The organism is Mesorhizobium sp. M7A.F.Ca.CA.001.04.2.1 (assembly GCF_003998485.1).
Taxonomy (GTDB): domain Bacteria; phylum Pseudomonadota; class Alphaproteobacteria; order Rhizobiales; family Rhizobiaceae; genus Mesorhizobium; species Mesorhizobium ciceri.
In genome coordinates, this window is the sequence record NZ_RZQT01000078.1 from 1 (window position 1) to 14,750 (window position 14,750).

Below are 14,750 nucleotides of genomic sequence, written 5' to 3' on the forward strand. Positions count from 1 at the left end.
CGATACGGAAGCTCCGTTCGGATAGGCGCGGTCCCAAACAGAACTTTATCAATAAAAAACAGTTGCCCTGTTTTGATAGTGCATCGAACAGATCGATGCAAGCGGTGTTTGATCAGTCGTTGCGAGGTCTGGCAGAGGCAGATCCCCAGCCCTGTTCTCCCATTGGCGCCGTCACGCTTCCGTTCCGTTCTGGGAATGTATGGAATATTAATTCCACCAATTCGTCAATATGGAATATCCATTCCTCCATGTGCCGCAGGAACATGAAGTTTCACACCAGCTCCTGCACCAGCGTGTAGGGACGATATTTGGCGTATTCCGTTTCCGGTACGTCGATGTCGAGCAGCTCGAGGTTGCGCGTCAGATTTGCCAGCTTGGCGGTGCCGGTCAGTACGGTGGCGACGGCAGCTTCATGCAAGGGGAATTGGAACGCTGCGGCGGCGAGCGGATAGCCACCCTCGGCGGCGATCCTCTCCATTGCGCCGACGCGGTCGAGCACGTCATGGCTGGCGGGGCGGTAGTCGAAATGTGCGCCTTGCACCGGGCCGGTCGCCAGGATGCCGGAGTTGAACACGCCGCCAATGACCAAGGAGGTCTGCTGTGCCCGGCATAGCGGCAGCAACTCGGCTTCGGCACTGCGGTCGAGCAAGGAATAGCGGCTGGCAAGCAGGATACAGTCGAGCGGCGCCCGGCGCATGACGTCCAGGCAGATCTGCACCTCGTTGACGCCAAGCCCATAGGCGGAAATGACGCCAGTCCGTTTCAGCTCTTCGAGTGCCTTGAGGCCGCCATCCATCAGGTCGCGAAAATGCAGCTTGGTCTTCTCGATACCATGGGTGTAGGCGCCGATGTCGTGAACAAACAGGATGTCTATCCTGTTTAGGCCAAGCCGCGCATAGCTGAACTCGACCGACCGCATAATGCCGTCATAGGAATAGTCGTAGTCGAGCGCGAAGGGCAGCGGATCGACATAGGAGTGATCGGGAACCTGATCGTCCGGCACCGGGCGAAACAGCCGGCCGACCTTGGTCGACAGCACATAGGAATCGCGCGGCTTGTAACGCAGGAAGTCGCCGAAGCGGCGCTCCGACAGTCCGAAGCCGTAGAAGGGTGCGGTGTCGAAATAGCGCAGGCCGGCATCCCAGGCGCCCTGCAGCGTCTCCATCGCCGCTTCGCGCGAACAGGCGCGGTAAAGGCCGCCAAGTGCGGCGCCGCCGAAACTGACTTCGGTGACCTCCAGAGCTGTCTGACCGATACGGCGTTTTTCCATGCAAAACCTCCCCGTTGCCCGCCGCTGACCGGCGCGCAGTCTACTTTATATCAGTAAAATCTAAAGCGTTGCGCCCAGATGCCAGGGCACGAACTCGTTGTCGCCGTAGCCGAAGTCCTCGCTCTTGGTCTTGCGGCCGGAAGCCGTCTCGACGATCAGTTCGAAGATCTCGCGGCCCATGCCGGCGATGGTTTTTTCGCCGGAGGCGATGACGCCGCAATTGACGTCCATGTCCTCTTCCATCTGGTGGTACATGGTCGAGTTGGTGGCGACCTTGATCGACGGCGTCGGACGGCAGCCGAAGCAGGAGCCGCGGCCGGTGGTGAAGACGATGACGTTGGCGCCGCCCGCCACCTGGCCGGTCGCCGAAACCGGGTCGTAGCCAGGCGTATCCATGAACACGAGGCCACTGCCGGTGACTTTTTCGGCGTAGCCGAAGACGCCGTTGAGCGGCGTCTGGCCGCCCTTGGCGACCGCACCGAGGGACTTCTCCAGGATGGTGGTGAGGCCGCCGCGCTTGTTGCCGGGCGAGGGATTGTTGTCGATCGAGGCGCCATGCTTGGCGACGTGGTCCTCCCACCACTTCACGAAGCCGTCGAGCTTCTGCGCGATCTCCGGCGTTGCCGCGCGGTAGGCAAGCAGATGCTCGGCGCCGTAGATTTCCGTGGTCTCGGAGAGGATGCCGATACCGCCGACGCCGGCCAGGATGTCGACAGCCGCGCCCAGCGCCGGATTGGCCGTGATGCCCGACATGCCGTCGGAGCCGCCGCATTGCAGGCCGACGACGATCTCGCTGACCGGGATCGGCTCACGCTTCAACTGGCCGACTTCCTCGGCGATCTCGGCCAGCACGCCCATCGCTTTTTCCACCGATTTGCGCGACCCGCCGGCGTCCTGGATGTTGAAATGGCGCTTGCCGGCAGCGACGCCCTTCTGGCCGTAGAGGGTGAGCTGGTTGACCTCGCAGCCGAGGCCGACCATCAGCACGCCGCCGAAATTCGGGTGGCGGGCATAGCCGGCAAGCGTGCGGTGCAGCACCATCATGCCGTCGCCGGTGCCGCTCATGCCGCAGCCCTGGCCGTGCACGATCGGCACGAAGCCGTCGATGCCGGGGTATTTCGGCAACAGCGTGCGGTTGGCGGTATCGGCGATGGAATGGCAGACGGTGGCCGAGCAATTGACGCTGGCGACGATGCCGATGAAGTTGCGCGTGCCGGCGCGGCCATCGGCGCGGCGATAGCCCATGAAGGTGCGGGCGCGGTCGGCCTCCGTCGCGTGCTCGGCCTCGCTCGGCGGCACGACCGGCAAGCGGCCGGATTCGAAAACCAGATTGTGCGAATGCACGTGCTCGCCGGCTGCGATGTCCTGTGTCGCGCGACCGATCGCCTGGGCGTATTTCACCACGGCCTCGCCGGCGGCGATCGGCTTGATCGCCACCTTGTGGCCGGGCTCGATCAGCGCACTGGCGACGGCACCGCCCGGCAGCGCGGTGCCGATCTCGATGCGGCCGTTGGCGACGGCGACATTGTCGGCGGGGGACAGAAGAATGCAGTTGGAGGCGTTCACGGGCGGTTTCCTGGGTGGGTTGCGAGGGGCGGATTGACACGCGCCTGTTTAGAGATATTGTCTTTTATCGTGAAAAAACAGTTTTGCGTCAATTGTTTTTTCGTGGGGAGTTCCGCATGTCTCCGGGTTGTTCCGGGAAGCAATTTCGCTTCTCAGAGCCATGCGAACGTCATATTGCGCTTCAAACCGTCCGCTGCAAGCGACGGCGTGCAACGGGTCAGGGATGTCGAAGAGCAACAACGTCTACAAGGATGCCTACAACCGCTGCCTGCGGCTGCTCGACGAAACGCGCAGCCTGCCTTCGGAGCCGGAACTGGGCACCTTGCTTGGCGTCAGCCGTACCACGGTGCGCACCATTCTCGCGCGCATGGAAGAGACCGGGCTGATCGCCTGGAACAAGCGCGCCAAGACGGTGCTGCGCGAACCGCTTCCCGATGATTTCTTCCCCGAGGAAGAGACAGACACGCTGGCCGAGATCATCGAACGGTCGTTCATGCGTCGACTGCTCGCCGGCGGCGCCGAAGCCGGCATGCAGATCAACGAACTCGAACTGGCGCGTGAGATCGGCGTCGGCACCACCAGCGTGCGCGAGTTCCTGATCCGCTTCTCCCGCTTCGGCCTGATCGAGAAACGTCGCAACAGTCATTGGGTGCTGAAGGGCTTTACGCGCGCCTTCGCGCTGGAGCTGACCGAAATCCGCGAGATGTTCGAACTGCGCTCGGCGGCCGCCTTTGCCGCTTTACCGCAGGACAGCGCGGTCTGGACCGATCTCGACCGCCTGGAAGACGAGCATCGCCAGTTGGCAAACGACATTGCCGCCCGCTTCACGGAGTTCTCCGAACTCGACGAGCGCTTCCACCGGCTGATCCACCGGGCATCGCGCAATCGCTTCATCGTCGATTTCTACGATGTCATCGCCATGATCTTCCACTACCATTACCAGTGGAACAAGGCGCAGGAACGCGAGCGCAACGAAGTCGCGATCGGTGAGCATCTGGTCTACATAGAAGCGCTGAAATCACGCGATCTCGGCAAGGTCGACGCCGCTTGCCGCAAGCATTTGAAGTCGGCGCGCCAGACATTGCTGACCTCGATCCCGGAGAGCCGGTCGCTGCAAAAACACTGAGCCGCATCGCGGCTCGCAGCCTTGTTTCATGCATGTCGTTGTCCCAAAACCGCTATACACTTCTGGGCGACATGCCTTGGGCCTGCCGCGTTGCCGCCGCGGCGATTTGGCGATTTTCCACCCGCCGGCCCCGTGCTAGATATGGTTGGTTGCTGCGAAGAGGCAGGGCTTTGGGCGTATCGAGGAGACGATGGAGCATGCCGGTCGCGCTTGTCGCGGCCTATCTGCTGTTGCTCCAGTCGACGCTTGGTGCCTTCGGCGCCGGTCCCAATGCATCGCAACTCGACGCTTTCGGCAATGTCATCTGTACCCATGAAGGCGCAACCCAGCTTCCGGGCGGCAACCAGCCGCCGTCCCATCTGCCGGCATGCTGCGTGCTCGGCTGCAGCATGGTTTTGGCGGCCTTTGCGCCGCCGCCCAATGCCGGTCTGGCGCTGGGCAGCCTTTCCTTTGAAACGGTCGCCTTTGTCTTCCCGGCGGCCATCCATCTCGACTTTGCGCGTGAGCGCTCGCCGTCGAACCCGCGCGCGCCGCCGCTGACGGCCTGAGCCTGTTTGCCCGGCGGAACCTTTCGTGGGCGTACCCATCCAAAGATCTAACTGCTCGCGACCGGCAACGGCGCGACCTTCACTTCATGGAGCAACCATGTCCTATTTTTTCCCTGACGCCGCGCGTCCTATGGCCGGCAGCATTCTACGCGGCATCGAAGAGCGTGTCGGCATTGCCGTGCTGGCTCTTGCGCTGCTGTTCACAGGCGCGCAGTCCGTCTTCGCGCATGAGTTCAAGGTTGGCAATCTTGAGATCGGCCACCCCTGGTCGCGCGCCACGCCGGCCGGCGCCAAAGTGGCCGGCGGTTATTTCACCATCACCAACAAGGGCAGTGCGCCGGACCGGCTGGTGTCGATTTCCTCCGATGTCTCCGAAAAGGCCGAGCTGCATGAGATGGGCGTCAAGGACGGCGTCATGACCATGCGGCCGGTTGCCGGCGGCCTGGAAATTCCGGCCGGCGGCAAGGTAGCCCTTGCACCTGGCGGCTATCATTTGATGTTCATGGGCCTGAAGCGGCAACCCAAACAGGGCGAAAAGTTCTCCGCCACCCTGACCTTCGAAAAGGCCGGCGCCGTCAGCGTCGATTTCGCCGTCGAAGGCATGGGCGGCGGCGCCGTGGACGATCACGCCAATTGACCGCGCCAGCTCGACAAATCTTGAAAATCCGAGGGACCATCATGAACAAATATCTTTTGTCGGCCGGCGCACTTCTCGCGCTCGGAACCAGCGCCGCCTTCGCGCATATCACGTTCGAAACCCAGGAGGCGGCGGTCGGCTCGACCTACAAGGCCGTTTTGCGCGTGCCGCATGGCTGCGACGGCAAGGCGACGACCGCCGTGCGCGTGCAGATTCCGGAAGGGGTGATCGCGATCAAGCCGATGCCGAAGCCCGGCTGGACGCTGCAGACCAAGAAGGGCAAGTACGAGAAATCCTACCACCTCTACGGTCAGGCGGTGACCGATGGGGTCAAGGAGGTCGACTGGAGCGGCGGCAACCTGCCCGATGAATTCTATGACGAGTTCGTTTTCCGCGCGACGCTGACGGCGGACCTCCCCGTCGGCCAAAAACTCTATTTCCCGGTCGTGCAGGAATGCGACGGTGCAGCCGATCGCTGGATCGAGATTCCAGCGGCAGGGCAAGATGAAGACGCACTGGAAAGCCCGGCACCCGGCATCAAGCTGCTGCCGAAGAAATGATCTCCCAGGCGGCGCGCTCTTTCGAGTGCGCCGCTCTTTTTCGTGGCGGTGACATGAGCACGACCTCCCTCCTGCAAACGGCTTGCATGACCGGCAAACGCACCGGCCGGCTTGCCGTCGGCCTGTTGGCTGTGATCGTGTTTCTTGCCAGCCTTGCCGTGTCAGATCAGGCCTTTGCCCATGCCGCGCTGATCAAGACCGACCCGGCCGACGGCGCGGTGCTGGCACAGGGACCGGCGCAGTTCTCGCTGACCTTCAGCGAGCCGGTCTCGCCTCTGGTGCTGACGCTGGTGAAGCCCGACGGCAAGCCGGTTCCACTGACCGCCTTTCGTCTCAGCGACCAGACCGTCGAGATCGACAATCCGCAGCCGCTCAAGTCGGGCACGCATGTCTTGAGCTGGCGCGTCATCTCCGCAGACGGTCATCCCGTCGGCGGATCGCTGCTGTTTTCCATCGGAGCGCCCAGCGAACCGCCGGCCGTATCCGAAGCCGTCGACTGGCCGTTGCGGTCGGCTATCTGGGCGAGCAAAATCTTTCTCTACGTCGGCCTCTTCCTCGGCGTTGGCGGCGCCTTCGCGCTTGCCTGGTTGGCCGGAAGTGCCCGTGCCGGGCAGCGCTTCGTTGCAGCTGCAATCCTGAGCGGGCTGGTCGCGTCGTCCCTGTCGCTCGGATTGCAGGGGCTTGATGCACTCGGGGCGCCGCTCTCCCATCTGGCACAATCGGTCATCTGGCGGACCGGGCTCGGCACCAGCTTCGGCTGGACGGTGCTGGTCGCGCTGATCGCGCTGGGGCTTGGCCTGCTGTCGCTGGCCGGTCCCCGTGCCACCGCCAAGCCATTGGCGCTGGCCGGCCTGGCCGGGGTGGGGATTGCACTTGCCGCCAGCGGCCATGCCAGTGCCGCCGAACCGCAATGGCTGACGCGGCCGATGGTGTTCCTGCATGGCGTCTGCATCGCGTCGTGGGTCGGCGCATTGGTCCCACTCGGGCTGGCGCTCAAGGGGCAATCGGCGGAGGCCACGCCATTCCTGCGGCGATTTTCTTGGGCGATCCTGCCCGTGGTGGCCGTGCTTGCCGCTGCCGGCACCGTGCTTGCCGTCATCCAGGTGCAAACGCCCGCGGCATTGGTCGACACCGCCTATGGAAGGCTGCTGCTGATCAAGCTCGGGCTGCTGGTCTTTCTGTTCACGCTCGCTGCCGTCAACCGCTGGAAACTCACGGCATCGGCCGAGGCGGGATCGACGGAAGTTCAACGCAGGCTGGTCCGCTCGATCGGCGTCGAGATGTTGATCGTGTTGGCGATTTTCGGCGTTGCCGCGGGCTGGCGCTTCACACCGCCGCCACGAGCCCTGGCGATCGCGGCAGCGCAACCGGTGTCGGTCCATATCCACGCGCTGCAAGCGATGGCCGATCTCAACTTCACTCCCGGCCATGCCGGCCCGGTCGTTGCCTCGATGGTCATCATGAGCGGCGATTTCGGCCCGCTCGACGCCAAGGAGGTAACGCTTGTGCTGTCAAAGCCCGATTCCGGCATCGAACCCTTGAAGCGCACGGCGACCAAGCCCGGCGACGGCAGCTGGCGCGTCGACAACCTCGTCATTCCGGTGCCCGGTCGGTGGACGGTGCGCATCGACATACTGGTCTCGGATTTTCAGATGGTGAAGATCGAGGCGCCCGTCGACATCAGGCCGTAGGCGGGACTGCCAGGTACCTCTACACGGGCACGACCGACAATCCGGGCAACACAATTCGGCGAGGCGGTTGACGCAGGCGTCAAGGCCCGTCAATCATCGCCCGCAAAATCGCGGTCTCAACAAACGATCCGAGAGCAGGGAAGAAACGATGGAAAAAGCCGAAATCGGCCTGATCGGCCTTGGCACGATGGGCTCCAACCTGGCGCTCAACATCGCCGAGCACGGGCACCGCATCGCTGTCTTCAACCGCACCAGGGCGCGCACCGATGCCTTTGTCGAGAATGCCGGCGCACTCAGGGACATGGTCGTGCCCTGCTACAGCCTTGAAGAGCTCGCCGCCGCGATCCGGCCGCCGCGCCCGATCATCATCATGGTGCTGGCCGGCAAGCCGGTCGACGAACAGATCGCGGCACTGCGTGGCGTGCTGTCGGCCAACGACATCGTCATCGATGCCGGCAACGCCAATTTCCGCGACACGATGCGGCGCTTCTCCGAGCTTTCCGGTTCGGGTCTCACCTTCATCGGCATGGGCGTGTCCGGCGGCGAGGAGGGGGCACGCCACGGGCCGTCGATCATGGTCGGCGGCACGGAGGACTCATGGAAGCGCGTCGAGAAGGTGCTGACGGCGATCTCCGCCAAATTCAAGGACGAACCCTGCGCGGCATGGCTCGGCACCGACGGCGCCGGACATTTCGTCAAGACCATCCACAACGGCATCGAATATGCCGACATGCAGATGATCGCGGAGATCTACGGCATCCTGCGCGACGGCCTGGGCATGGGTCCGAAAGAGATCGGCACGGTGTTTGCCGACTGGAACAAGGGCCGGCTCAACTCCTACCTGATCGAGATCACCGCCAAGGTGCTGGCGGCCGACGATCCGAAGACCGGCAAACCGGTGGTCGACATCATCCTCGACCGCGCCGGCCAGAAGGGCACCGGCAAATGGTCGGTCATCGAGGCGCAGCAGCTCGGCATCCCGGCCACCGCGATCGAGGCGGCGGTGGCGGCGCGCGTTCTGTCGTCGATCAAGGACGAGCGGCTGACGGCGGAAAAGGCCTATGGCAACATCGGCGTGACGAAGATTTCCGGTGACAAGGACGCCTTGCTGAAAGATCTGGAACTGGCGCTGTTCGCCGGCAAGATCGCCGCCTACGCCCAAGGTTTTGCGGTGATGAGCGGCGCGTCGAAGGAATTCAACTGGAACCTGCCGATGCCGACCATCGCCAGGATCTGGCGCGCCGGCTGCATCATCCGCTCGCAGATGCTCGACACCATGGCGGAAGCCTTCAGCAAGGGCGGCGCCTCGACCAACCTTCTGATGGCGCCGGCCTTCATCTCGCTGATGCAGGGAGCGCATCCGTCGCTGCGCCGCATCGTGGCGAGGGCTTCGGAGGCCGGCTCGCCGGTTCCGGCGCTGTCTTCCGCACTTGCCTATTTCGACAGCTATCGCCAAGGCCGCGGCACCTCGAACCTGATCCAGGCGCAACGCGACTTCTTCGGCGCGCACGGCTTCGAGCGTATCGACGACAAAGGCGCGTTCCATGGGCCGTGGGGAAGCGGTGCGGCTGGCTGACAAGCCGGCCCAAGAGCCTAAACGGAAACCGGCGGGCTGAACGCCTGAACCTCGCTGGTGGCGACCAGGCGCTGCAACGATCCGGGTGCGGCGCCGCCGATCCAGCCGAGCACGGAGCGGGCGAGATCGGAGCCGGCCAGGCGGAAGTTCTCGTTGACGACGAGCAATTCCGGCCGGAACAGGTGCAACAGGTCCGACGATTGCTTGGACACGACATCGACGTCGCGGCCAAGCTTGAGGCCGGCATCTTCAATGCCGGCGACGATAGCCAGTGTCGCGGCGGCAGCGCTGCTGACGAAGCCGTCCGGCCTGTTCTCGCGGCGCATCACCTGCGCGGTCCTGGTCCTGATCTGCTCGATCGTGTGATCGATGGAAACGGTGTTGAACGGAATTTCGCTGGCGCCGACCTCGCTCAGCGCATCGGCAAAGCCGTTCAGCGTGTGGCCATAATAGGTCAGCCCGGGTGGCGGCGACAGAAGCGCCAGCTTGCGCCTGCCCATGCTCGCCAGGCGGCGCACGGCTTCCATCGCGAATACATGGTTGTCGAAGTCATGGTAGGGGTGGACCAGGCCCATGTCGGTGCGGCCATGCGTGGCAAAGGGCATGCCGTGCTCGAGCATGTAGCGGGCGCGTGGATCGTTCGGTTGGGTGCGCGAGATGATGACGCCATCGGCCGAGCCGGTCTCGACGAGATAGCGGATCGGCTCCATCGGATCCTGCGAGCGGGAATAGGGCGTGACGATCAGGTGATAGGGCGTTTCGGCGAGCACTTCCGAAACGCCGTAGATGATGTCCGAGACGAAGCTCATGATCTCGCGGTCGGTGTTGAGCACGAGGCTGATGACATTGGTCCTGCCGGTGCGCAGACGCACGCCGGCGCGGTTCGGCCGGTAGCCGATCTGCTTGGCGACGAGTTGGACGCGGCGCCTGGTCTCGGCGCCGATTTCCGGGGCATCCTTCAAGGCGCGTGACACGGTGGTGACGCCGAGCCCGGTCATGAAGGCAAGCGTCTTCAACGTCGGCCGTCCCTGTGCCGAGTTCTCCCCGTTCTTGTCCGTACGCTGTCTGTCCATTCGTCCCGCCCGTCAGGCGCATAGCAGCCGCGGGCCATGTCGGCAATCGCCGTCATAGCGATACGATATGCGTCCCAGCCCCGGCAAAGCGTCAATATACTGAAACGTTACAGATTGCCAGTATCGAGATGTATGTCCTCGTCATGAGGTGGATGGTTCTTTTTGCGAAACGCATTGGGATTCCAGGAGAAATCGCCCCTGCCGCCGCCTTTTGCCCGTATCTGGCGGTATCTCGGTGTTTGCGTTGCAGCAAACCTTGCTGCAGTGCATGAGAAGCGCGATCATTCAGGCGAATTTGTTCGCGGCCCGAAAAAATATCGAGGGCGCTTCGTTGATGGGTTGCACAGCCCGCGCAATTGCCGTATCGAAAATCTGTAACGTTTCAGATTCTGGGAGGAGCCGAAATGCGATACAGATTTTTGACCGCTGCCCTGGCGGCGACGGCTGCACTGCAATTTGCCGGTCAGGCGGCCGCGACGGACCTGGAAGTCACGCATTGGTGGACTTCAGGCGGCGAGGCCGCGGCGGTTGCGGAACTTGCAAAGGCATTCGATGCGACCGGCAACCACTGGGTGGACGGCGCCATTGCCGGTTCCGGCGGCACGGCGCGGCCGATCATGATCAGCCGCATCACCGGTGGCGATCCGATGGGCGCCACGCAATTCAACCATGGCCGGCAGGCGGAAGAGCTGGTGCAGGCCGGCCTGATGCGCGACCTCACCGACGTCGCCACCAAGGGCAAGTGGACTGATGTCGTGCGGCCGAAGAGCCTGCTCGACGGCTGCACCATCGACGGCAAGATCTATTGCGTGCCCGTCAACATCCATTCCTGGCAGTGGCTGTGGCTGTCCAACGAAGCCTTCGCGAAGGCCGGCGTGCCGTTGCCGAAGGACTGGAATGAATTCGTGGCGGCAGCGCCGGCACTGGAGAAGGCCGGCATCATCCCGCTCGCCGTCGGCGGGCAAGCCTGGCAATCCTCCGGTGCCTTCGACGTGCTGCTTGCGGCTGTGGGCGGCACGGACACATTCCTCAAGGTCTACAAGGACAAGGATGCCAAGTTCGCCGCCGGGCCCGAAGTCGCCAAGGTCTTCAAGGCCGCGGACGATGCCCGCAAGATGGCGAAGAACACCAATGTGCAGGACTGGAACCAGGCGACCAACCTGGTCATCACCGGCAAGGCCGGTGGCCAGATCATGGGCGACTGGGCACAGGGCGAGTTCCAGGTTGCCGGCAAGACCGCCGGCAAGGATTATACCTGCCTGCCGGGCCTTGGGCTGAACGAGGTCATAGCCACGGGCGGCGACGCCTTTTACTTCCCGCTGCTCAAGGATGCCGACAAGAGCAAGGCGCAGGAGGTGCTGGCCGAGACGCTGCTCGATCCCAAGACGCAGGTTGCCTTCAATCTGAAGAAGGGTTCCCTGCCGGTGCGCGGCGACGTCGATCTCAACGCGGCGAACGACTGCATGAAGAAAGGCCTCGCCATCCTCGCCAAGGGCGCCGTCATTCCATGGACGGACCAACTGCTTTCACAGGACACCCAGAAGCAGAAGGAAGACCTTTTCGCCGAATTCTTCGCCAAGCCGGAATTGACCGTCGAAGACGCACAGAAGCGCTTCGCCGACCTCATCGCTTCGGCGGACTGACGCTGGCGGCAACCCACCTCGCTCCCGGCCTTGCGAATGCAGGGCCGGGAATGCACCGCCCTTACCCAGCCGGCTGACGAGATGAGCAAGAGCGAACGCCCCAACCTTCTGTTCCGCAACCTCAATGCGAAGGTCGCCTCGATCCCGATGATCCTCACCGCCATGGTGGTTTTCGTCGGCGGCACCGTTTGGACGGTGCTCTATTCCTTCACCAATTCGAAGCTCTTGCCGCGGCTGAATTTCGTCGGGCTCGACCAATACTACCGGTTGTGGGCGACGCCGCGCTGGCTGATCTCGATCGAAAACCTGCTGATCTACGGCGCGATCTCGCTGGTGTTCTCGCTGGTCATCGGCTTCCTGCTTGCAGCACTGCTCGATCAGAAGATCCGCTTCGAGGACACGTTGCGCACCATCTTCCTCTATCCTTTCGCGCTCTCCTTCATCGTCACCGGCCTGGTCTGGCAGTGGCTGCTCAATCCGGATTTCGGCATCCAGCATGTGGTCCGTGACTTAGGCTGGACGAGCTTCAGCTTCGACCCGCTCTACAATTCCAGCATCGTCATCTACGGCATATCGATCGCGGCGCTGTGGCAAGGCACAGGGCTCATCATGTGCCTGATGCTGGCCGGCCTGCGCGGCATTGACGAGGACATCTGGAAGGCGGCGCGGGTGGATGGGATCCCGATGTGGAAGACCTATCTGTTCATCGTCATCCCGATGATGCGGCCGGTCTTCATCACCACGCTCGTCATCATCGCTGCCGGCATCGTCAAGGTCTATGACCTCGTCGTGGCCCAGACCAGCGGCGGCCCGGGCATCGCCTCCGAAGTGCCGGCCAAATACGTCTACGACTATATGTTCTTCGCCCAGAACCTCGGCCAGGGCTTTGCTGCCTCGACCATGATGCTGCTCTCGGTGGTGATCGTCATCGTGCCCTGGGCCTATCTCGAGTTCGGGCGGCGCAAATGAGCATGGCAGACATCACCGCTCAAGCGAGCACCGCCGCCGGCGCGCGCCAGGGCATCACCGATCCCTACGGCCCGAAGCCGCGCCGCGTGATTTCGCGCCGCAACGTCTTCCTATACGGCACATTGTTCGTCATGGCGGTCTACTACCTCTTGCCGCTCTACGTCATGGTCGTCACCTCGCTCAAGGGCATGCCGGAGATCCGGCTCGGCAACATCTTCTCACCGCCGCTCGAGATCACTTTCGAACCGTGGGTCAAGGCGTGGTCGACTGCCTGCACCGGCCTTAACTGCGACGGACTTTCGCGCGGCTTCTGGAATTCGGTGCGCATCACCGTGCCGTCAGTGCTGCTGTCGATCGCCATCGCCTCGGTGAACGGTTATGCACTGGCCAATTGGCGCTTCAAGGGCGCCGATACGTTCTTCATCATCCTGATCGTCGGCGCCTTCATTCCCTACCAGGTGATGATCTATCCGATCGTCATCATCCTGCGCGAGATCGGCCTCTATGGCAGCCTCAGCGGGCTGGTGATCGTCCATTCCATTTTCGGCATGCCGATCCTGACGCTGCTGTTCCGCAATTATTTCTCCTCGATGCCGGAGGAGCTGTTCCGGGCGGCACGTGTCGACGGTGCCGGCTTCTGGGGCATCTTCCTGCGCATCATGCTGCCGATGTCGCTGCCGATCTTCGTCGTTGCCATCATCCTGCAGGTGACCGGCATCTGGAACGACTTCCTGTTCGGCGTCGTCTACACCCGCCCCGACACCTATCCGATGACGGTGCAGCTCAACAACATCGTCAATTCGGTGCAAGGCGTGAAGGAGTACAACGTCAATATGGCCGCAACCATCCTGACCGGGCTTGTGCCGCTCATCGTCTACTTCATCTCCGGCAAGCTTTTCGTACGCGGCATCGCCGCCGGCGCGGTGAAGGGGTGATGGCGATGACGGCAGCCAACGATACCAGCGTTTCGATCCAGGACCTGTCGCTGAATTTCGGCGCGGTGACCGTCTTGGAGACGCTCAATCTGGATGTCGCCGATGGCGAGTTCATCGTGCTGCTCGGGCCGTCCGGCTGCGGCAAGTCGACCTTGCTCAATTGCATTGCCGGCCTGCTCGACGTTTCCGAAGGCCGCATCTTCATCAAGGGCAAGAACGTCACCTGGGAAGAGCCCAAGGACCGCGGCATCGGCATGGTGTTCCAGTCCTATGCGCTCTATCCGCAAATGACGGTGGAGAAGAACCTGTCCTTCGGGCTGCGTGTCGCCGGCACGCCAAAAGAAGAGATCGCCAAGCGGATCGCGCGGGCGGCTGAAATCCTGCAGATCGAGCCGCTGCTGCAGCGTAAGCCGGCCGCACTTTCCGGCGGCCAGCGCCAGCGCGTCGCCATCGGACGGGCGCTGGTGCGCGATGTCGACGTGTTCCTGTTCGACGAGCCGCTGTCCAATCTCGATGCCAAGCTGCGCGCCGAACTGCGCGTCGAGATCAAACTGCTGCATCGCAAGCTGCAGAACACCATGATCTACGTCACCCACGACCAGATCGAGGCGATGACGCTGGCCGACCGCATCGCGGTGATGAAGGGCGGCGTCATCCAGCAGCTCGATGCGCCGCAGACCATCTACAACCGTCCGGTCAACCGTTTCGTCGCCGGCTTTCTCGGTTCGCCCGCAATGAACTTCGTCGATGGCTACCTGGAAGACGCCGACGGCGGCTGGCGGTTCGCGGCCGGGGATATCAAGATCCCGCTCGGCACTTACGACTTTGCCAAGCCTCCGGCTCCCGGCCCCGTCACATTCGGTATCAGGCCCGAGCATGTCAGCCTGAACAGCGGCACCGGCTGGCCGTTCTCGATAGCCGCCAATGTCGAGGTGGTCGAACCCATGGGCTCCGACACGCTGGTCTGGCTGAAGCTTGCCCAGCAGAATTTCAGCGTCCGAGTGACCTCGGAACGCACGCCCAAGAACGACGAGGCGGTGACGCTTGGCTTCGATCCGATGCGCGCCTCGCTTTTCGACACCGCAACCGGCACACGCATCTAGCTTCCGAGAACCAACCTTCCAACGACGATCCCCAAGCAAAACGGACAGAGACG

General features: G+C 63.0%; 13 protein-coding genes. 10 read left to right on the plus strand and 3 right to left on the minus strand.

Going from position 1 to position 14,750, the window contains the following annotated elements; translation table 11 throughout:
• Positions 1 to 271: 271 nt before the first annotated feature.
• Positions 272 to 1,270 (minus strand): aldo/keto reductase, encoded by a 999-nt coding sequence (locus EN955_RS22520; protein ID WP_024504423.1) that lies wholly within the window; start codon positions 1,268 to 1,270, stop codon positions 272 to 274.
• 60 nt (positions 1,271 to 1,330) lie between these two features.
• A complete protein-coding gene (locus EN955_RS22525) occupies positions 1,331 to 2,836 on the minus strand; it encodes an altronate dehydratase family protein (protein ID WP_013529531.1) in 1,506 nt (501 codons plus the stop codon).
• A gap of 223 nt (positions 2,837 to 3,059) precedes the next feature.
• On the opposite strand from EN955_RS22525, the gene EN955_RS22530 reads away from it, so the two are divergent.
• The 6 genes from EN955_RS22530 to gndA all read left to right on the plus strand — a co-directional run bounded on the left by EN955_RS22530 (position 3,060) and on the right by gndA (position 8,974).
• The gene (locus EN955_RS22530; protein ID WP_013529532.1) at positions 3,060 to 3,962 is read left to right on the plus strand and encodes a GntR family transcriptional regulator; all 903 of its coding nucleotides are present in this window, start codon (positions 3,060 to 3,062) and stop codon (positions 3,960 to 3,962) included.
• Between the two features lie 197 nt (positions 3,963 to 4,159).
• On the plus strand, positions 4,160 to 4,510 hold the full coding sequence (locus tag EN955_RS22535; protein ID WP_024504422.1) for a DUF2946 family protein: 351 nt from the start codon (positions 4,160 to 4,162) through the stop codon (positions 4,508 to 4,510).
• A gap of 97 nt (positions 4,511 to 4,607) precedes the next feature.
• Complete coding sequence (locus tag EN955_RS22540; RefSeq protein WP_024504421.1) at positions 4,608 to 5,147, plus strand: copper chaperone PCu(A)C; 540 nt, start codon at positions 4,608 to 4,610, stop codon at positions 5,145 to 5,147.
• A gap of 41 nt (positions 5,148 to 5,188) precedes the next feature.
• Positions 5,189 to 5,707 (plus strand): YcnI family protein, encoded by a 519-nt coding sequence (locus EN955_RS22545; protein ID WP_024504420.1) that lies wholly within the window; start codon positions 5,189 to 5,191, stop codon positions 5,705 to 5,707.
• A 53-nt stretch (positions 5,708 to 5,760) separates the two neighbouring features.
• Entirely contained in the window at positions 5,761 to 7,398 is a 1,638-nt protein-coding gene (locus EN955_RS22550) for a copper resistance CopC/CopD family protein (protein WP_024504419.1), read from the plus strand.
• 148 nt (positions 7,399 to 7,546) lie between these two features.
• Positions 7,547 to 8,974: an NADP-dependent phosphogluconate dehydrogenase gene (gene gndA / locus EN955_RS22555; RefSeq protein WP_024504418.1), complete on the plus strand. Its 1,428-nt coding sequence runs from the start codon at positions 7,547 to 7,549 to the stop codon at positions 8,972 to 8,974.
• Between the two features lie 17 nt (positions 8,975 to 8,991).
• On the opposite strand, the gene EN955_RS22560 is transcribed toward gndA, so the two are convergent.
• Complete coding sequence (locus tag EN955_RS22560) at positions 8,992 to 10,047, minus strand: LacI family DNA-binding transcriptional regulator (RefSeq protein WP_013529538.1); 1,056 nt, start codon at positions 10,045 to 10,047, stop codon at positions 8,992 to 8,994.
• 404 nt (positions 10,048 to 10,451) lie between these two features.
• Between EN955_RS22560 and EN955_RS22565 the strand changes: the two genes are divergently transcribed.
• The 4 genes from EN955_RS22565 (at position 10,452) to ugpC (ending at position 14,697) form a co-directional block, all read left to right on the plus strand.
• Positions 10,452 to 11,690 (plus strand): ABC transporter substrate-binding protein, encoded by a 1,239-nt coding sequence (locus tag EN955_RS22565; protein WP_013529539.1) that lies wholly within the window; start codon positions 10,452 to 10,454, stop codon positions 11,688 to 11,690.
• A gap of 81 nt (positions 11,691 to 11,771) precedes the next feature.
• Entirely contained in the window at positions 11,772 to 12,659 is an 888-nt protein-coding gene (locus tag EN955_RS22570; protein ID WP_024504415.1) for a sugar ABC transporter permease, read from the plus strand.
• 2 nt (positions 12,660 to 12,661) lie between these two features.
• Positions 12,662 to 13,594 (plus strand): carbohydrate ABC transporter permease, encoded by a 933-nt coding sequence (locus tag EN955_RS22575; RefSeq protein ID WP_024504414.1) that lies wholly within the window; start codon positions 12,662 to 12,664, stop codon positions 13,592 to 13,594.
• 5 nt (positions 13,595 to 13,599) lie between these two features.
• Positions 13,600 to 14,697: a sn-glycerol-3-phosphate ABC transporter ATP-binding protein UgpC gene (ugpC, locus tag EN955_RS22580; RefSeq protein ID WP_024504413.1), complete on the plus strand. Its 1,098-nt coding sequence runs from the start codon at positions 13,600 to 13,602 to the stop codon at positions 14,695 to 14,697.
• Positions 14,698 to 14,750: the final 53 nt, after the last annotated feature.